This is a genomic window from Methylosinus sp. RM1, assembly GCF_011378635.1.
GTDB lineage: Bacteria > Pseudomonadota > Alphaproteobacteria > Rhizobiales > Beijerinckiaceae > Methylosinus > Methylosinus sporium.
Window position 1 is genome coordinate 26,155 of the sequence record NZ_WOVC01000025.1, and the last position, 18,798, is coordinate 44,952.

17 protein-coding genes are annotated in these 18,798 nt (G+C 63.9%); 13 read left to right on the forward strand and 4 right to left on the reverse strand.

Going from position 1 to position 18,798, the window contains the following annotated elements; all coding sequences use genetic code 11:
• Positions 1–37 precede the first annotated feature (37 nt).
• The 4 genes from FMZ75_RS15645 to FMZ75_RS15660 form a co-directional block, all read right to left on the reverse strand.
• A complete protein-coding gene (locus tag FMZ75_RS15645; RefSeq protein ID WP_207783468.1) occupies positions 38–1,909 on the reverse strand; it encodes a hypothetical protein in 1,872 nt (623 codons plus the stop codon).
• Between the two features lie 260 nt (positions 1,910–2,169).
• Positions 2,170–3,378: a hypothetical protein gene (locus FMZ75_RS15650; protein WP_166144081.1), complete on the reverse strand. Its 1,209-nt coding sequence runs from the start codon at positions 3,376–3,378 to the stop codon at positions 2,170–2,172.
• A 12-nt stretch (positions 3,379–3,390) separates the two neighbouring features.
• The gene (locus FMZ75_RS15655) at positions 3,391–3,942 is read right to left on the reverse strand and encodes a hypothetical protein (RefSeq protein WP_166144083.1); all 552 of its coding nucleotides are present in this window, start codon (positions 3,940–3,942) and stop codon (positions 3,391–3,393) included.
• Positions 3,939–4,427, reverse strand: coding sequence for a hypothetical protein (locus FMZ75_RS15660; protein WP_166144085.1), 489 nt, complete (start codon positions 4,425–4,427; stop codon positions 3,939–3,941). Before FMZ75_RS15660 ends, FMZ75_RS15655 begins: the two co-directional genes overlap by 4 nt.
• 641 nt (positions 4,428–5,068) lie before the next feature.
• On the opposite strand from FMZ75_RS15660, the gene FMZ75_RS15665 reads away from it, so the two are divergent.
• The 13 genes from FMZ75_RS15665 (at position 5,069) to FMZ75_RS15725 (ending at position 18,791) form a co-directional block, all read left to right on the forward strand.
• The gene (locus FMZ75_RS15665) at positions 5,069–5,518 is read left to right on the forward strand and encodes a helix-turn-helix domain-containing protein (RefSeq protein WP_166144087.1); all 450 of its coding nucleotides are present in this window, start codon (positions 5,069–5,071) and stop codon (positions 5,516–5,518) included.
• Positions 5,519–5,592: 74 nt separating this feature from the next.
• The gene (locus FMZ75_RS15670) at positions 5,593–6,921 is read left to right on the forward strand and encodes a hypothetical protein (protein WP_166144089.1); all 1,329 of its coding nucleotides are present in this window, start codon (positions 5,593–5,595) and stop codon (positions 6,919–6,921) included.
• Positions 6,922–7,216: 295 nt separating this feature from the next.
• Positions 7,217–7,843: a DotI/IcmL/TraM family protein gene (locus tag FMZ75_RS15675; RefSeq protein WP_142864553.1), complete on the forward strand. Its 627-nt coding sequence runs from the start codon at positions 7,217–7,219 to the stop codon at positions 7,841–7,843.
• 16 nt (positions 7,844–7,859) lie between these two features.
• On the forward strand, positions 7,860–8,816 hold the full coding sequence (locus FMZ75_RS15680; RefSeq protein ID WP_166144090.1) for a DotH/IcmK family type IV secretion protein: 957 nt from the start codon (positions 7,860–7,862) through the stop codon (positions 8,814–8,816).
• On the forward strand, positions 8,817–10,142 hold the full coding sequence (locus FMZ75_RS15685) for a DotG/IcmE/VirB10 family protein (RefSeq protein WP_166144091.1): 1,326 nt from the start codon (positions 8,817–8,819) through the stop codon (positions 10,140–10,142).
• A 10-nt stretch (positions 10,143–10,152) separates the two neighbouring features.
• Entirely contained in the window at positions 10,153–11,595 is a 1,443-nt protein-coding gene (locus FMZ75_RS15690) for a hypothetical protein (protein WP_166144092.1), read from the forward strand.
• Positions 11,596–11,634: 39 nt separating this feature from the next.
• Positions 11,635–12,171 (forward strand): hypothetical protein, encoded by a 537-nt coding sequence (locus FMZ75_RS15695; RefSeq protein ID WP_166144093.1) that lies wholly within the window; start codon positions 11,635–11,637, stop codon positions 12,169–12,171.
• Positions 12,172–12,225: 54 nt separating this feature from the next.
• Positions 12,226–12,576 carry a hypothetical protein gene (locus FMZ75_RS15700; RefSeq protein ID WP_166144094.1) on the forward strand — a complete coding sequence of 117 codons (351 nt, stop codon included), beginning with the start codon at positions 12,226–12,228 and terminating at the stop codon, positions 12,574–12,576.
• A gap of 240 nt (positions 12,577–12,816) precedes the next feature.
• Positions 12,817–13,227 (forward strand): hypothetical protein, encoded by a 411-nt coding sequence (locus FMZ75_RS15705; protein ID WP_142864704.1) that lies wholly within the window; start codon positions 12,817–12,819, stop codon positions 13,225–13,227.
• A gap of 247 nt (positions 13,228–13,474) precedes the next feature.
• Positions 13,475–13,984: a hypothetical protein gene (locus FMZ75_RS15710; RefSeq protein WP_166144095.1), complete on the forward strand. Its 510-nt coding sequence runs from the start codon at positions 13,475–13,477 to the stop codon at positions 13,982–13,984.
• Positions 13,985–13,987: 3 nt separating this feature from the next.
• Entirely contained in the window at positions 13,988–17,041 is a 3,054-nt protein-coding gene (locus FMZ75_RS15715; RefSeq protein WP_166144096.1) for an ATP-binding protein, read from the forward strand.
• A 330-nt stretch (positions 17,042–17,371) separates the two neighbouring features.
• The gene (locus tag FMZ75_RS15720; RefSeq protein ID WP_166144097.1) at positions 17,372–17,839 is read left to right on the forward strand and encodes a DotD/TraH family lipoprotein; all 468 of its coding nucleotides are present in this window, start codon (positions 17,372–17,374) and stop codon (positions 17,837–17,839) included.
• The gene (locus tag FMZ75_RS15725; protein WP_161915306.1) at positions 17,832–18,791 is read left to right on the forward strand and encodes a type IV secretion system DotC family protein; all 960 of its coding nucleotides are present in this window, start codon (positions 17,832–17,834) and stop codon (positions 18,789–18,791) included. The genes FMZ75_RS15720 and FMZ75_RS15725 overlap by 8 nt, the downstream gene beginning before the upstream one ends.
• The last annotated feature ends 7 nt before the right edge of the window (positions 18,792–18,798 follow it).

Sequence of the window (18,798 nt, forward strand, 5' to 3'; positions counted from 1 at the left end):
TTGGGCAGAGCAATCGCGGGTGGCGAAAAAATGCCCGTCAGGGTCCCGGGCTCGGGGAGGGCCGCGCTTCGGGATCGCGGTGAAACACGGCTTTGATTTTTTCCAGGACTTTTTCGACGATCTCGCGGGCCTTTTCGCCGAGATGCTCCAGCATGCTGCCGTCGCCCTCTTTCTTCGGAATAGAGGACGCAGCCTCACCAACAGCGGCGTCGAGCTTTTTGAAATGTTCGGTCCAGTTCGAGGCGTTGGGATGGGAGCCTAGCGCCGAAACAATTCGCTCCCGATCGCTCCCGTAGCGAACCAGCGAATCTGCGGCTTTCTCATAAGCAGCGCCGAACGCGTTATTTTCACTGATCGCTCGATTGAGCTCCTTGGTCAGGCTTTCGAACGGGCCTCCAGCCTTCATGCCTTCGATTACCGCACTCATGCCGCCCCTATTATTCGCGGCGGCGTCCTGGATGCGATTGAGGATCGAAGCTCCTGGCGCGTCTCGAAGCGCGCTCATTGCGTTGAGGGCCGCTCTGCCAGACGTATCCGCGGCATGAAGCAGCGAGTCGTCGCGTTTCGATTGCATGCGCGTGTTTTCGAAGTTCTGCAGACGCCGTTGGATGTCTTCGGTGTTCGCCTGCTTCTCGCGCGCCGATTGCTCGCGCGGCTGTTGAGCGCCTGGCTGCATTGCCGCTTGTGACGACGGCGTGGCGGCCTCCAGAATGCGCCCGATGGCGCTGGCAGAGCGCCCGACGGCCCCGAGCGCCTTCCCGAACACGCCGCCGACGACGAGCTTTTCCTGCACAAATTGCACTTCATGTTTCGTGGTGGGATCAGACTCGTCCGCGTCCGGCGTTTCCGACGACGGGGTTTTCGGAGCGTTGGGAGGCGTCGCCGGCGAGCCGGGCCGAGCGGCCGAGGCAGCAAGATTGCGGTCGTCATTGGCGGGCGTCGCGAGAGCCGGAGCGCCGCGCGAAGCAGCCGCAGGGCCTTCGGACAAAGGAGCTACGGGAGACTTCGCCTGTGCGTTCGGCGTCTCGTGGGCAGGCTCAGAAGCGGTCGACGCGCGCGCCGCGGATGGAGCCCCAGCGTCGAAAGCCGCGATCTCGATTTTGCTTCGATCCGCGAGCGCGGATGGCGTGTTCGCCGTTTCGTCTGCCGGCGTGTCGCGTGACGTTACGCTCGGCTCCGCCGGCGTAGCGGAAGCCAGCACATTGCGAGGCGATTCATCGGCGACCGCGTGAGCCGTTCCCGAGCCCTCGGGCTCCGATGGCCGTGCGGCCTCGACCGCAGCGTGATCGGAACTCGCGGACGGGGAGCCAGCCCTCGGATCATCGAAGGCGTCGATCTCGGCCTGTCTCGCGGGAATGCCCCGCGTTTCCGTGGCCGCTTCGGGAGCGGTCGGCTGCGCGCCGGCCAACGCGACAGCAGAGGCGGGAGACTCTGCGATCGGGCGTTCGGGCTCGACCGACGGGCCGGCGATCGGCTGCGCGCCCGCCTCTCGGCGTGGCGCGTTCAGCACGTCGAAGGACAGCGCGAATATTTCGCCTTGGACTGCCTTCGTCATCTGGTTCGATTTGGCGGCGATTTCCGCCGCCTTCTCGCGAAGCCGCAGGACCAGATCGGGGTCGTCGAGCGTCTGGGTCTTTTCAAGTAGACTGCGCATCTGCTCGTTTTTGAGCCCAGGGCTCGACGCAGCCAGTTGAGTGAGTTGGTCGCGAAGAACCTTGTCGACCCGGAGCGGACCGACAATTTTTTCTGCGTCCTGCACCGCATAGGCGAGATCGGTCTTGAAATTCGGATCGCGGAGCCGCTCGATCGGATTATCGAGGAACGCGTCGGCCACGCTGTCGATGCGAGCGGCGAGACGTGGGTCGCGCTCCGCGATCTGCGGCCGGCGTTCCTCGATCTGCGTGAGCAACCTGGCTGTAGCTAAATGGTCACGCGCGCGCGCCAGCTCTTCGCCGATCGTCTTGCGCTCGCGTTGGTTCATTGCGCCGCTCAACTCGGCGCGCAGCTCCTCGACATGTTGCGCATTGGGCGCGTCGAGGCGCCGCTCGTCAGAAGCAGAGGTCGGATCGGGCTTGCGGGGAGAATTCTCGGGTTTGGTCGGCATGGGATTTTAGTCTCGCGGAACAGAGAAGTGGAGAATGAATTCGTGCGATGGGGAGCATGGGTCGATCAGTTGGAGAGGTTCGGGGTCGGCAACTCGACGGCGGGCTTCAGGGTTTGAAGGTCGCGTTCCGCGACCGCCGCCAGCGTCGTGGCGTTGACGCTCGCGTTCTTCATCGCCATCCGGTAGTTCTCTAAAAGCAGGTAATTGGTGACCGCGAGCTCATTGGCGATCTCGCGTTCGACCGCGGCAGGCGTCATGCTCTGCAGCTGCGCAGCCCAATTGACGTCGCTGTATCGGCGATGCACGTCGAGCTGCAGGGCTTGCACCCAGGAACCCGTGTCGACGACCGTAAGGCCTTCGTTCTGCATCTGCTGCTTCTGCGCGGCGTTGAGAGGAATCGAAGGCGATTGAGCGGCGAGGACCTCGTTGAGCACGCTGCGCGCCAGCGAGACGCGCGACTCGTATTGGCGTCGCCGAACCGACGCTTCCTTGGCGGTGAGCGACGTCATTTGCGCGCCCCGCTGCGCCGTCGGCACGATCGGCTGGATCAGATTGGTGACGAAATCATTGGCGGAATTGACGCCGTCCTGGCCGTCATAGGTCCCGGTTCCGAACAGCGACGAGGCGCGTTGATCGGCATTTTCCCGTTGCGACGCGCTGCAGAGGCCCGCGGCCGCTTCGTCCGCGGAACAGTAGCGCGAATAGTGCAGCATATTGATCGCTTCGACAGCCTGGGCGGCTCCATAGTAGGACGGCGTTCCCTTCGCCGCTTCGCCGCGTTGATCCGCGACCGTCTGGATCGCAGTGGCGACTTTCCACGACTGCCCCGCGCCGACCGTGATCGTCTGGCCATTGTCGAGATGAGCGCAATGCAATGGGCTGACGACATGTTCGTCGCGGATCACGGCGTTGCGCTTGTCGCGTTCGAATCTCGCCATGGCCGCGTTCGAGGCGTCGGCGATCTGTCGCTGGGCCGAGATCTGCGCCTTCGAGTAATTGGCGTTTTGCGTGAACCCCTGGCGGAGCAGGGTGGTCACGTCTCCATAGCTGTTGGAGCCGAGAAGGCTCGCGAGCGGACCATTCAGACCGAGCTGACCCGTGATCGTGTTCAAGAAATTGTTGGCTTGATCTTGAAGCTTTTGCAGCGCCTGCTGAACGGCGATCGACGTCGCATCGATTACCGCCAATTGCGCATTTGCGGGAGCCGCGCCGAAGACGATGGCTCCGATGACGACGCCCGTCGTCGCCGAAAGAAGATGAGAGGTCTTGTTCATTGGATTTGCTCCTCACCAGAGGCCCATCGTGTTGGGTAGCGAGTATCCGGTCGGCGCCCGGCCGGAGCCATTGACGTAGAGACTGCCGCTGCCGCCGGCGCCGCCGATTCCGATGTAGCCCATGGGCGGCCCTCCGCCGCCGAAGCTCAGCTTCGGGCAGGAAAGACCACCGCCGAGATTGCCGCCGAAGTTGAACGCGCCGAGATTGAAGCCGCTCAGCGTGATGCCGCATTGCGCGCCGCCCAGGGCCTTCTTCCAGGCGTTGGTGACGGCGTTGCAGAGCTGACCTTCGATGGCGTTGAAAAGATTCGTCGGGTCGAGGAGATTGACCACGACATTGAGGCCGACGCCCTTCAGAATGTTGTCGAGACAGGTGAGCGACTTGACGGTTTGGGGCGGTGCAATGTCCTTGTCGTCCGCCGCGATGCGCGCCGACGCGGCGCTGGCGGCCTGCTGGTAGAGCGTGCCGCAGGCGCCGGCGGAACCGGACGGCGGCGCGGTTTGCGCGAGGGTGGCGGTGGAGAGGGCGATCGAAATAGTCGCCGAGATGATCGTGCGTTTCATCGATAGGATTCCCGTTGATTGAATTTGTTTCGATGGCGCTCCATCACGCAGAGCATGAGAGTGCGCACCCGAGTTTGAGCGATGATGCGACGAAGCAGCGCGTTTTTGCTCGCGAAACGCGTCGCTCTACGGATCGCGTCGGAGGCGTCTCCCGCCTCAGGCGCGAAGAGAGCGGTGAGTATCACCTTGCGGTTCGGCTTGTCGGGCTCCGTCAACCAATCGAGCATGCGCAGGAGACGCTCGCTCCCGAGCTGCGCGAGCACGGACTGGAACAAGGTTCGAGCCGGATCGGTCCGAATGCATCGTGCAAGACCTGGCGGGTCGAACGCCGCGGCGTCGTCCAGGGCGACGCCGAGAGCGACGACCGCCGACTCGACGCTCGGATCCAACTCGGCGCGACGAGCCGCCTCGGGCAGCTCGCTCAATAGATCGAGCTGGTTCGGATCGAGCCAGCTACCAGTTTGGGTCGTGACGAGATCTGGCATTCGGCCTCCTTTTCCGCTTGACGGCAGGATCGAAGCGTTGTGCGCGAATGACGAACGGATTTATCGGTGGGTGATGGAAACCACGCGCTCGCGAACGAGGGCGCGGAGACCGAGCGGATGGATCGCGTCGCGGAGCACGCTCGGCCATGCTCGTCCGCCCCGCCAATCGACGATGGCGCTTCGATCGGTCTCGCGGGTGAACCTGACCTTGACCGTGGCCGGGACGATTTGCCGTATTGCGAAGGAGAGGGGGACCTGATTTCCGAAGCCGCGGGCCGCAATCGGCTTCGGCTCCTTGCGGATTTTCGCCCGCTTCTCGACGCGTCTGAGGGGGACGGCAGTCGGCGGCGCCGGTGAGTCTTCGCCTTTTTCCGACGGCAACATGGAGAAATCGGCGTCGGCCGCCGTCGACATGGTCATAAAAAGCAGGATTGGGAGGATAATCGGGGCTCGCATAGGGGTATGACTCCTTTGTGAGCCGCGAAGCATGTTATCGGTGTGCGCGAATGACGACGCGAAAATCGAAACGCCGAATTCGATCGAAGCGAAGCGGGCCGTTTCGAGGGATTGGCCGGCGCCGATAGGGAGAATGAATGCCCTCAGTCGCGGCGCACGAATTCTGGACGCTGGGGAAGGCGAGGATGACCAAAAAGAAAGAAGTCAACGAAAAGGCGGATGAGAAGTTGGGGTCTGATCCGTTCCTGGTCGAAATTGGCCGCCGCATCAAAAAATTGAGAGTTGATGCGGGAATGACGCAAGAGCATCTGGGAAATGTTTCAGGCGTGAGTTCCGCCTACATATATCTCGCGGAGCGCGGACGGCAGAATATGACGCTGAGTGTCTTTCGGCGAATCGCCGCTGGTCTCAAGGCTCCGATCGAGGATTTGCTGTCAGACGCCGAACTGCAAGCGGCTCCGACGGATCGCTCCATTCACCAATTGGTGCATGTGGTCGATAAGCTGAATGAGTTCATGAACACTCGCAACGAGCAAGACAAGGCGCTTACCAAAGAGGTTGAGAAAGTGGCCGCATCTCACGAACAGCTCATGAAATTTCTCAAAGAGGGATCGAAAGGGAAGCCGCCTCGATAAGCCCAACCCTCATTTTAGGTTGACATTCCATAACACACGAGTAGCCTGCTTCGGGACGAACCGGAGCAGACGCCATGCTCGATTGCGACCGTTCATTCGAAAGATCCATTTTCAAAGCCGCGCCCAATGAGGCGGGATTGCTTTTGGCGCTACTGGGCCGAAAATTGGCCGGCGCCGAAGGCCTCATCGACGGAATGTTGCGCGCCGGAATCGGCGTCGACGCCATCGCGGCCTATTTGGGCTGTGCGCGAACAACCATCCTCGACGAAATCTCGGACCGTGGGATTCCCATTGGCCTGGATCAGCTCGACAAGCCATTCCGGCCGCGCAAGAACGCGTGGCCGCTGATGGATCACACGCTGTTCATCGTCGGATGGACCTGCGGCGTGCATATTCCGGCTTTGGCCGAATTACTCGGGCGTTCCGCGGGTTCGCTCTATGGAAAGCGCCGTCGCATCGGCCTGCCGACACGACGTGTCGCGACGGCCGATGGCCGCCGGACGCCCAAGCCGCCAAAGAAATCCGCCGCCGCATCGGCGGCGACGCACGACGACGCCTCAGCGCCTGCGACGACAAAACGGAAGCGAACACGCCGCCAGCCGAACCGCGAAGCAGTCGCACTGCCGACGCTGGATGCGACGTCGGAAACGCTGCAGACGGCGCTGGACGTCTCATTGACGCCTATAGTTTCTCCCGCTCGCCTCGTGGCCGAAACGACTCCGACGACTGAGGAAATACCAGCGCCGCAAGTGACACCGGGGGACTCGTCGTTCGCCACGTCTCCTTCCGATCGCCCCTCCGAGCCGCAAATCGAAGGGCCGCTCACCGACGCCAAAGGAAAAAAGCAACGCACTCCGCGACAAGCGATGCCTTCGACATTATCCCCCGAGACGCATCCTGAATTGCATGCGGCGGTCGAGGACGTGATGAAGAACCGGCTACCTCCCGATGTGAACACGAACCATTACGCTCTGAAGAATTACGTCACCTCGGCTGTCGCGATTTTGGGCGGAATGAGTAAGGCCGCGATAAAAGAAGCGACCGGATTTGGTCTTCCGTGCATAAGCAGTCATCTCGAACGCGTGCATCTCAGTTCGAAGGGCGCGAGCAGCTTAACCTTCGATCGGCAGCGCTTCGAAGACGCCATGAAGGTGCTGACCCCGAAAGCGGTTGGCGCGACGCATCGCTTGATATTCCGTGCGCCCGGAGATCATCGCGCCCCCGTCGTGGATAAGCGCAACGAGAGAAGACGCAACGCAGCGGCAGGCAAGAGTCCGAAGAACGCTGAAGCTGCCGAGCAAAAGCGGCATGACGGTGCGTTGGCGGCCGGCATCGAGATTCGCAGGGGCGTAAGCCTGCGCGCCCTAAAATGCCTGTCGAAACCGTTCGACATGAACATTTAGGCGATTTTGCCGCCAGCCTCCCGATAGATTGCGGCGTTCTTGCGCGCATGCTTTCGCGCAAACGGCAAGCGCTGTGCGTCAGTCGGCGTGCGCGATTGCGCGGGACTCACGAATAAGCGCGCAAGCGAATGTCGCTCCACCGCGACGATCGCGACGATGTGCGTTGCGTGGAGGCGTGATCGTGCGTGATCCGCGAGAGAGGTCGAGCATAGCGCGAGGATAATTTGTCGCTTCATATTCGCACGCACCCTCTCGATGATCGTCAACGTCGAATATTTTCGAGAGGGATGGTTTCATGCAAAACGAGCACGCCGCGATTAACCGCCGATTGTCCGACCCGGATTTTCAGGCGTCTCTCCTGAGTAAATCAATCGGCCTCGCGCTCGGCGCGTCGCTGCTGACGACGGTCTTCGTCGTCCATGACGTGTATCTGTGGACGCATCCGCCGACCCCGAAATATTTCGTGATCGACGGACGGAAAACGCGCGAGGTCACGGCGCTCGACACGCCGATCGTCGACGACGCGCAGCTGCTCGACTGGTCGACGCGCGCCGCGCTCGCGCCCTACAACATCAACTACAATGATTATCCGCAGCAGCTCTCTGCTGCGAGCCGGAAATTCTCCAAGCGCGGCTGGAACAGTTTCGCCACCAGCGTGATGGACACCAAGAATTTCGACACGATGAAGCGGTCGATGCTGCTTTGCTATGCGCAGGCACAGCGCGCCGCCGTCATCAGCGAAGTCGCCACGATCGCGGGCGCGCTCGCCTACCGCATCCAGGTTCCGATCGTTCAAACCTGCCAGAACAGCCAGCAGAACATCACGCAAAATCTCGTGATCAAAGCGCTCGTCACGAGAACGAACGAAGAGGATCGGCCGGACGGCTTGGAGATCGACGAGCTCGTGGCGGTTCGCCAATAGCAACGAGGGCAAAAAGATGCAGCACAAGCGAATATCATTTGGTGTGGCGCTCGTCCTATTGGCGAGCGCTTCGCCGTGCCTGGCGCAACAATCGGCGAGCCTTCCTGGAACTGCCGATGGCGGAGGTGTGCAGGCGACGGGATCGGCCGATCGAGCCGCGAACATCATTCCCCTGACGCCCGGAATGATCCGGGATCTGGGCAAGCGCTTCGGCGACAACAAGCGCGCGCAGGAGCAGGCGACGACGGAGTTCGCGGCGCCGGCGAGCCGGCGCGTCAACGTGTCTTTCGCGCCGGGGCAGGCGGTCAACATCATCCAGACGGTCAAGGGCTATCCGACGGCGATCTCCTTCTTCGACCGCACTGGCGAGCCATGGCCGATCCAATGGGACACGAACAGCAATCCCGCGGCCGTGACCGACGGCGGGAATTGCAACACGGGGCAGAACGCCAGCGGTCCCGCGGTCGCCGCTACGGGCTTTTATGTCTGCACGCCGGCCAAAGGATCGAACGTCCTGGAGATCACGCCGATGTCGCTACAGCCGCGCGGCGGTCTCGTGGTGACGCTGCAGGGCGCTCCGAAGCCGATCAGCTTTCTGTTGATCGGCGGCGGCGGTCGCTACGACGCCGATATTTCGATCCAGGTGGCGGAGCGCGGGCCGAACGCGAAGGCGGGGACCGTGCGCGCGAGCGCGCCGGATACGGCGGCGCCGTTCCTCACCGCCATGCTCGACGGCGTTCCGCCGGCCGAGGCGACGCCTCTCTCGGTTCGCGGCGTCTCACCGGACGAGCTGCGCGCCTGGCGGCTCGGAGATCGCGTCTATCTGCGCACGCGTCTCACCTTGATCTCCCCGGAGTGGACGGCGTCCGAGGCCGCCGAAGGGGGCCTCAACGTCTACCAGCTTCCCGCGACGCCGGTCGTGCTGCTCTCCCATCAGGGACGCACCGTTTCGGCCTCTTTGACGGAGGATTGAATGTCCGACCTGTTTTCCAAGATCCCGCTGCTGTCGCAGCTACGTGGGTTCAATCGAGGCGGGCGCGGCGGTCCGGCTCGGATCGTCACGATCGCCGTGGTCGGCGTGTCGATGACCGCGCTGCTCGTCGGCGTCTCTTCGATCTCACATCCGGCTCTCCCCGAGTCGTCGGTCGCCAAAATGCCGGAGGTCGATCCACTTCCGGGCGGCATGCACAGCAATCCGGCGCAGGACGCGCTGCTGAAGCGACATGCGCAGAGCCAAGCGGACAAAGCGCTGGCGTCGGGGGCGTCCTATACGCCGCCTTTGCCCGCGGCCGCGCCGCTGCGGCTCGTCGATCGGCGTCAGCCCGAGGAGATCGCGGCGTCGGAGCCCCCGCCCGAGCCGGCGGTGGTCCCGATTCCTGAACCACCGCCGATCTACGTTCCGCCGGAGCGTCCACAGGAAGAGGCGCCGCGTGTGGAGCAGATCGCCGCCAGCGAGCCCACGAACACGAACGCGAGCGCTGGAGCGAACGACGAGCAGTTCAAGCAGGCTGTGAGCGATCTGTTCAAGCAGTGGGAAGGACGACCACCGCGCACGGATCTGGTCTTGGCGCCGGCGACGGATGTTCGAGACGATCTCGCGCCGGGGCAGGGCACCCGCGTCGAGCCGCGCCCCACGAGCGCGCGCTCGGCTCCGCCGGCGCAACAACAGCAACGCGCGGCGGAAAACGTCTTGGTCCCGGCGGGACGCGGCGTTTACGCCCATACGGTGCTCTCGGTCAATTCCGACACCGGAGGGCCGATCGTCCTGCAGGCGGACACGGGACCGCTGGCGGGCGACCGAATGATCGGGACCTTCTCCAAGAACAAGGCCGTCGGCGCGCTGTTCGGCGACACCGAGCGGCTCATTGTCCGGATCAATTCGGTCGAGCACCACGGGCAAACGATAAACGTGCAAGGCTTGGTGATCGCGCCGGACAGCATGGAGACCGCCGTCGCGACCAGCGTCGATCAGCATTACATCGAGCGCTTCGCTCTGCCGACGGCGGCCGCCTTCGTCGCCGGTCTCGGGCAGGCCATCGCGCTGTCGAATTCGACGATCGGCTACACGCCGTTCGGCGGCATGATCCAGAGCTACGGCAAGCTCAATTTCCGAGAGCAGGCCGGCATCGCCGGCGGCGCGGCGGCCGCGCAGATCGGACAGACGCTGCAACAGCAAACGCCGAAGGGCGCGACTGTCTTCCTCGCCGCCAATGCGGGCGTCGGCGTCATCTTCTTGTCCAATGTCGTCGCGGCGCCGGAGACGGCGAGCGTCGATCCCGCGAGTCTCAACACGAAGTAGGAGCAAACCAATGAGCGATGTCGCCACCCATTTGCATTTCGTCGACGGCGAAGACGCCCAAGGGCTCGCGCTGGGCCTTCCGGAGCCGGACGCCGAGACGACGCCGAGCAAGCCCGCGTCCGAGCAGGACGGGGGCTCTGTCAAGAAAACGCTGGCCGCGACGATCGCGACCGGCTTCGCGCGCATGCGCACGGAGTTCCTCGGCGCCCGACGAAAGCCCATCGACGCCGCGGCGAAGGAGGAGCGGCCTTTTTCGGAAACGGGCGCGGGCGCGGACGTCGATCCGAACGCCCCGCGCGTCGCCGAGGCTGATCCGGCTCCGCGCGCCGCAGAAAAGAAGTCGCGGACGAACGCCTTCGATCCGTTCGACCGCTACAAGCTCGCGACGTCGGTTTCTCTCGCGGCTCTCGGCGTCGCGACCATCGCCGCAGTCGCTCTTTTGCCGAACAGCGGAGCCTTCGAGGGCGGGGTGATGGAGAAAGGCGGCGACGCCGGGCTCATAGCGCCTGCGTCGAAGCTCGCTTCCGTCCCGCCGAATGAGCGCGGCGCGCCCACCTTGGAAATCCCCGCGGCGGCGCCCCCTCAAAAAATCGCGGAGGAGGTTCAGGCATTCTGGAGCCCCGAAAGAGAGAAAGACCGGGAGAGCCGCAAGACGCCGAGCGGGCCGCTCGCCGTCGCCGCTCCCGCTGCCGCGTCGCCAGTTGTCGTCGGAGAGGTCGGCGTTCGGCCGGCGCCCCCGGCGGCTCCCGAAGGCCCGAAAGCCGCGCCTGTCGTCGCAGCAAAGTCGACGGCCGCGCCGCCGCCGGCGCTGCCCGTTTCGGTCGCCGCCCCCGTCGCTACCGCGGCGCCTGCCACAGCGAGCGAAGCTCCCGCGAAGGCGAGAGAGGAGGGGGTCAAGCGCGTTGCGTCATTGCCGCCGGACGCGCCCATCAAGGCGGAAGAAAAGCAGCTGGAGATGGAAACGAGACTGTTCGGCATGATCACCGAACTCTCGACGCTGCTGCGCCGCACCAGGGAGGAGATTGCCACTCTGCAGGACAGCGACAAGAGAACGGCGCGCGCGATCGAGGCGAAGCTGAACGATTTCGAGCGCCGGCTGAACCTCGGCGAGGCGCAACGCTCGCTCGACGCGGCGAAGGCCACACCGACGTCTCCGCCGGAACCGGCGAGCCCGCCGCCCGCCGCTCGGCCGGCGACGGGGATGAAGGGCGTCGTCCCGGCGTCGCTGTCGACGCAGAGCGGCGCCGACGCCACCATGCCGCCCGCCCGATATCGCGTGCAGGCGGCCTCGCCGGGTCTCGCCATGTTGGCCGAGCTCGATCGCAGTGGCGACGAGATCGCTCCGCTGCAAATCGGGATCGGAGCGCATGTGCCGGGCTATGGGCGCGTCACCAAGATCAGCCAACGCGGAACTGAATGGGTCGTGCAGACGGAGAAGGGGCCGATCCGATGAGCGGGTCGGCTTCGAGGCATTCGGTAGAGGGGGCTGAACGTGCAAGGATTGGTCAATTTCGCAGGAGAGATCGGCAATGCGATTGCGACGCTGTTGCCGACTTTTTGCTATCTGACGGCGCTCGCGCTGTTCATGTCGGCTGGATGGGGATTTTGGACGCAGGCGCAGACCCATAATCCCTATCGAGGCCGTCCCTGGGTTCCGTTCGTGGCGCTCGTCCTGTCGGGCGCCTTCGCCTCGTTTCCATCGATCCTGACGATGGCGAACAATACGGCCGGAACCAATCTGCAAGTATCGATCGGGGCGTTGACGAGCTACACGGCGCCGACCGTCAACGGAAATCTCCTGGGACAGACGCCTGGCGACGCGGTCGTCAATGTCGTGACGCTGTTTCAGGGGTTCTTTCAGGCGGTAGGCGCAATGTCCTGCTTTTTCGCGATGCTGACCTGGAATGCGGTGATCGCAGGCCGCAGCAATCGCAGTCCTGGCGGCTGCGGCGTGCAGTTCGTATTCGGGATCATGCTCATCAATGTCGTGACCGTCGCGACATGGCTGGTTTCCGTCTTTCGAACGTGAACCGTCGAGTGCGTCCGTCGATTTGAATTCGCGACGCAGGGTGGAGAAAACATCATGCAGATTGTCGAGAAGCTGAAGCAGCTTCCAATCGTGATCACCTTGGTCGGTTGGGCGTTGTTCTATTCGTGGTTGTTTTCGATGGCGGGTCTCGGACTGTCGGTCACGACGGTCTTCGATCTCGCTGAGCGGCAGGAGCTGGTGGAGCGCTTCGCCATGACGATGAGCTTCTATCTCGTGCTAGCGACGTTCGTGAGCTGCGCTGTCTATCTGTTCGTGTTCGCAAGTTGGGCGCGGCACTTTCTCTCCCATGCGCGTCAATACCGGCTCGCCGACATCGCAATGGTTCCGGCTGTCGGCGTCGGCCTCGCCGGAATGAGCGCGCTTCTCCTCGGAGGCCCGCAATGAGGCTGTTCCTCCATCGCCTAGCGGCCCCCGGAACAACCATTTGCGAGAAGGTCGCGAAGGGTTTGTTTTGGGGGATCGCGATGAACCCCGCCGTGTGGGTGTTCGTGATCGCTTATCTCTGCGCTCGGCAGTGATAGGCGAAAAAAATATTTTCGGCGCGCGAACGCGTCGCTCGATATTCGCACAACTTCGTCCGAATCTTTTTTTCGAGGGCGTGAGGCGCTCTCTCAATCGAAGGAGATGAACTTGCACACCATCGCCAATATCAAATCCCGCGTGTCGTCCCTGCTCGCTGGCGCGGCGCTCTCCGTTTCTCTCGGAGCGACGAGCGCCTTTGCTCAGGCGGCTGGCCAGACGCTCGGCTCGCAGGTGCAGAGCATTTCGAAGGAGTTCTCGACCGCCGGCGGCTTCGCCGGCTCGACCGCTATGTATGTCGCCGCTCTGGTGACGTTCGTGGCCGGCGTCTGGTTCCTGTGGCAGTCGCGTCAGCCGGAAAACCGCGAGAGCGGGAAAGTCGCGGCCGGTCTCACGGGTCTCGTGCTGACCGGCCTGTTCGTCGCCGGCGGCTCGTGGATTCAGAAGGCCTCCTACACGACCACTGGCGCGGGCGCGAAAGTGACCGACCAGGCGGGCGTCATCACCTTCCAGTGACGCCCAATGCTCTCCTGCCCCGCGCCGGCGTAACGCGGCGAGGGGCAGGGGAGAGAAAGGTCCTCGCCGGTCGTTCGGTCGTAGAGCCGAAGGCCGGCGAGGATGCTTCGATCTCGAAAATCGGCGCGCCGCGATGCTCACTCTTTCCCTATCGGCAGCGATACATAGCGAACGGCCCGCATTCGCGGTGGCGCAGCCGCGCGCACGAGAATTCGCCGATCGCTGCCCGCATTGTGGATGCGAGATCGTGAGCTGGCCAGAAGAAGGCCCAGACACCAGATCGACAGTCCCGCTCTCTGGCGAGCGAACGTGTTGTGCTCTCTGTCTCCTCTCGCAAAACCTCGATCGACCCGAGATCGACCACGAGGCCGCGCTGATCTGGTTACCGGAGTTCACGCAAGGCGCCGTCAATGCGCTCGTGCATCGTGTGCATTCCTCTTTCGCCAGACACGGAAAATCCGTGTCGTGGCCTCTCGATCCCCTTCCCGCGAACAGTCCCGACGATCTGCTCGCAGCGAGATCGGCCTATGCCGCCCTCGTCGAGCGCAGTGGGATCGCGAAGCAGCGCCTCGGCACGTCGGCGCCACGGGATCTCGCCGAAGCTCTGTCGTTCGTCTCACCGAGCTCCTACGCCCGTCGCCACGAGCTGCTCGGCGGCGCGCGCTTGCTATCGCTCGGACGCTTTTTTGTCGACGGCCGCGACATTTATCCGCGCTTGCTCGTCAAGGAGCGGCTCGCATCGATTTTGAGGAGTTAGAAAATGCTCCATTGGATTTCCCGCGGGCTCGCCGCAGTGTCGTTGATGGCCAAGCAGCCCCTCGCGAGCTTTTGCGAAATCGAAGCCTCGCATGGCGACGCGCTCGTCACCAAGCACGGCGATTATGTGAGCTTCCTCCGTCTCGGCGGCATGCGCCGCATGTCGACGCGGGCCGATATCGATCGCCTGGCCAACGCCATGCGCATCGACATCTCCGGGACGCTGGAGAATAGGGGGCATGCGATCGTCGGATGGTACGCCTCCGATCCCGATCTCGCGGCGGTCGAGATCGAGCGCGTCAACATGTCGGCCTGCCGGGAGATCGCCAAGGAAATCGGGCTAGAGCTGGGCGATATTTTCGAGGAACGCAAAAAGCTCTGGACCGGCATGATGCGCTGGGAGGCCGCGTATTTCATCTTGTGGACGCGCGCCACGACGCTCACCAAGGAAGAGCGCAAGCAGATGAAGGAGGAGCAAGGGGCGCTCGCCAAGAAATGCCCGAACATCGGCGACGCCCAGAAATTCTATCTGCGCAGCGACGTCATGGCGGCGCGGCACACCGGCTTTGTCTCTCGCGTCGTATCGTCGCTGAAGGGGCTCGATGTCGCCGCGACGGAAATCTCGGCCCATGATGCTCTGGTGGTCGCGCGGGAGGCCATGTATCGCGAGACGGTCGGTTCCGCCTGGCGTCCGACCCTGGTCGGAGACGCTTTTCGCCCGCGCTGGCCGGATGAGAAGGATGAGCGTCCGATCCTGGAAACGCTGATGTGGCCGGCGATCCGCGATTTCTTCTTCGACTCCGACGCCGTCGTCCATGACGGGCAAAGGGTGGAGATCGGCCTCTATGATTATGGCTGCGTCGATATGACGATGGGGCCGGAGGATCCGCGGCCGTTCGTCGAGCTGTCGTCGCGGCTCGGGCAGGATCGCGTCCCTTGGCGCGTCTCCTTCGTGATCGAGGGCGGCGGCAATTCCGACATGCTCCTGAAGAGCGCCGGCGCGCAGTTCTTGTGGATGTTCCCCAGCAACCGGGACATCACCCGCGCCTTCGAGCTTTTGAAGCGCGAGCGCGAAAACAACAACCATATCGCCGTGCGCCTACGAGCGTCCTTCGCCACCTGGGCGCCGTTCGGCGAAGTCGGCAAGCTTCGGTTGCGGCTCTCGACATTGAAGCAGCGCCTCGAGGCCTGGGGCAATTGCCGGGGCACGACCGTCATCGGCGATCCGCTCGAAGGCGTCATGAGCAGCGTGCCGGGGCTGGCGCTGGCGTCCACGGCGCCTCCGTCGGTCGCGCTCATCGGGGACGTGCTGACGATGCTGCCCTGGGGACGAACGGCCTCCCCCTGGGACCGGGGCAGCGTCCTGTTTCGCCAGCCGAACGGCGCCATGTGGCCCTACGACCCCTCCGGCGGCTCGAAGCGTCCGCAGGTGCTCGACACATTCGTCGCGCCGCCCCGTTCGGGCAAATCGGTGCTCGCCAATACGATCAACCTCGGCCTCTGTCTCAGCTCCGTGGCGCTGGGGGCGGTCGGCGCGAAGCTGCCGCTGATCGGCAAGGTCGATATCGGCGATTCGGCGGAAGGCTTCGTGCTGCTCATTCAAGAAGCGCTCGGACCGCAGCGCCGGCACGAGGCGATCTACACGCGCATGCAATTCGCGCCGGGCTTCGAGTTCAACGTCTTCGATCTGCAGGTCGGCTGCGAATATCCGCTGCCGCTCGAAAAGGCCTTCTTGCAGAATTTTCTCGCGCTGATCACGCTGCCGCCGGATCAGAGCACGCCCTTCGAGGGCATGAATCAGATGATCGGCATCGTCATCGACGAAGCCTATCGGCTCTGCACCGATGTTCCGGGGGCGTCCCCCAAGCGCTATCGGCGCGGGGTCGAACCACTCGTCGACGCGGCGATCGAGCGGCGCGGCGTCGAATTGCATCATGACGAGCCGCATTGGCGAGACGTGGTGAAAGCCTTGTGCGCGGTGGGAGATTATCGTCTCGCGGAAGTGGCGCAACGGCATGCGGTTCCGCTGTTGCAAGATCTGGTCGGAGCCGCGCGCACCGATCAGGTCAAGGACATGTTCGGCAAGCTCACCATCGCCATGACGGCGGAGCAGGCCTCGGACCTCTTCGAGCGCTATATCTATGACGTCATCCGAAAGTTTCCGACGTTGAACAGTCCGACGCGGCTCGATTTCGGGGCGGCGCGCATCATCGTCATGGATCTCGCCGAAGTCGCGCCGACCGGCTCGGCGGCGGCCAATCGGCAGACCGAGATGATGTATATGCTGGCCCGCCACATCATCGCGCGCAACTTCTTCCTGAAGCCCGACTATCTGCCTTTCGTGCCGGAAGAGGCGCGGAGCTTTCACCAGCCCCGCTTCCAGGAAATCTACGAATCGGTGAAGCGGCTCGACTATGACGAGTGGCACCGCACGCAAGGCAGTCCGCAAGTCCGCGCCCAGGCCGAGCTCGATGTGCGCGAAGGCCCCAAGCACAATGTTCAGCTCGGCTTCGCCAGTCAGCGCTTGAGCGACATGGGCGACGCGATCGTCAGCCAATCGACGGGGCGCTTCGTGCTGCGCGCCGGCGACGACGCGGAAGCCGAAGAGATCGTGCAGCGCTTCAATCTCTCCGAAGCGAGCGCCGACATCGTCCGCCACCGCCTTCATGGACCCGGTCCGGCCGGCGCGCCGTTCCTGGTCGTGCTGCAAGCGGATAACGCGAAATATGAGCAGATGCTCGTCAACACGCTCGGTCCGATCGAGTTGTGGGCGCTGTCCACGACGCCTGGCGATAGAGCGCTGCGCAATCGTCTGTATGACCGCATCGGGTTTCGCGAGGCGCTGCGGCGTCTCGCGAAAATATTCCCGGGCGGGTCGGCGGAAAAAGAGATCGAGGAGCGCAAGGCCAAGCGCATGCGGCGGGGCGAGCTCGACGCGCGCGCAGAGACCGGCGTCGTCGATGAATTGGCGGACGAGCTGGCCGACGCGCGCGGGATCGGCGCGAAGCTCCGATATGGCGACAGCGGCTCGGAGTTCTCCGCGTCGGCGGCGCGATAGAGTCATCCAATGATTTTTGTCCGCGCGGAAAGATTTGAAACTCGCGCAGAGCAGGGGAATCGTTTCAGCCTGATTTCGTGCTCGAGGAGCGTCGCCATGCCCAGCTTTCGCATCCAGCTTCGTCCAAATGGCGTTGTCATGTTCGGCTCGGGAACGCGCGACGTCGCTCGAATGGAACATCGCGGGGCTCTGGATCTCGAACGACTCGCGATCGCCGAAGAGGCCGAGCTACGGCGTCTCATCAAAAGCCGGCTCGAGCGGCAGAGATTTCATCGTCATTCGCGCCGACGCCGAATAGCGTGATCGCGCAAAAAATATGGAGCTGATCGCATGAACGCCAATGATCTATGTCGTGGTTTCGTCCTGCTCCTGGCGTCGAGCATAGTGAGCGGCTGCGCGCATGATGTTCCGACGACGGTCGACGCCGCGGGCATGCCGAATGCGGAGATCGCTCTCCGACGCAGCGTCGATCATGTCGATAGCGAGATGGGCGAGCTCGGTCGAATGCGCCCGGCTCCGCGTCAAGGGCCGGCCGTCGTGCCCGCCGAGCTGCAGAAGATCGTCGCCTTCGAATGGGAAGGGCCGATCGAGGGAGCGGTCGAAAAGCTCGCTGGCGAGGTCGGATACGAGGTCGTCGTCGATTCCGCCTTCAACGTCCAAGCAGTGTCGATCGGCGTCAAATCCGGGCCTCGCCGCGTCTATGAGATTTTCCAGGCCATCGGCCGCGCCGCCGGCGACCGCGCGACCGTGCAGGTCGACGCGCAACATCATCGCATACAGGTGATCTATCATGTCTAAGCCCGCGCTCCGTAAGTTCGTCTCGACATTCCTGGCCTCGACCCTTCTCGCCTCCGCGGCTTTCGCCGAAGGGATCAAGGTCTATCCCGTCCCTCCGGCCCCTTCGCCCGCGGAGATCGACGCGGCGGCGCATGTTCTCGGCAATCCGTTGAACAAGCCGATCACCGGAGCGGCGCAGGAGCCTGCGGTCGTCGGGGGCGAACGTCCGCCGTCGCTCGAGGCGCTGCAGGCGGTGCGCGCCGGGCGCGGCGATCCCGGGCTCGGGCTGGAGCCGGGGCGCGAGGACACACTTTATTCGGCGGCGCTGAGCTTCGGAGCGCAGGGCGGCCTCGCAGCGCGGTCCTTCGCGATCAACGACATGCTGCGCCGCTATGAGGCGACGCTCGACAAGAGCTATGATTTCAGCTCGGTGGTGCTGCCGCTCGGCGGCGGCCGGACGCTGATGCGCCCGCCGGTCGTGACTCAGGGACAGCTCGCCTTCGCGCTCGGGGACAATGCGCAGGTCGCTCGCGAGACGGACTGCGTCTATCAGATCACGCGCGAAGCGCAGCTCGCCTCCGCGCCGCCGAATTGGCGCGCCTATCTCGTTCGCAATTGGAAAGCCCCGACGCGGCCGCACGACGCCGTGCTGCCGCGCACCGAGCAGGAAGCCGCCTATTGGAACAAATGGGTGGCCGAAGGGTGGGCGCAGGGCGAGAAGCAGGCGGTGGAGATTTTTCTCTCCGACCTCGGTCGCCTACAGCGCGACATCGTCGGCATGGCCCGGTTCCGCGTGCTGTTGCGCGCGGGTCTCGTGGAACACCCGAAGGTCGCCTTCCAGAACAGCATCGTGAACGGCGGGCGCGACGAGCTTCGCGCCGGCGATCGGATCGTCCGCATCACCGATCAGCCCGGCCTGCAGGCCGACGCGCGCCGCTGGGCGCCCAAGCGCCACGGACCATGTCCGAAGTGAGGGGGAG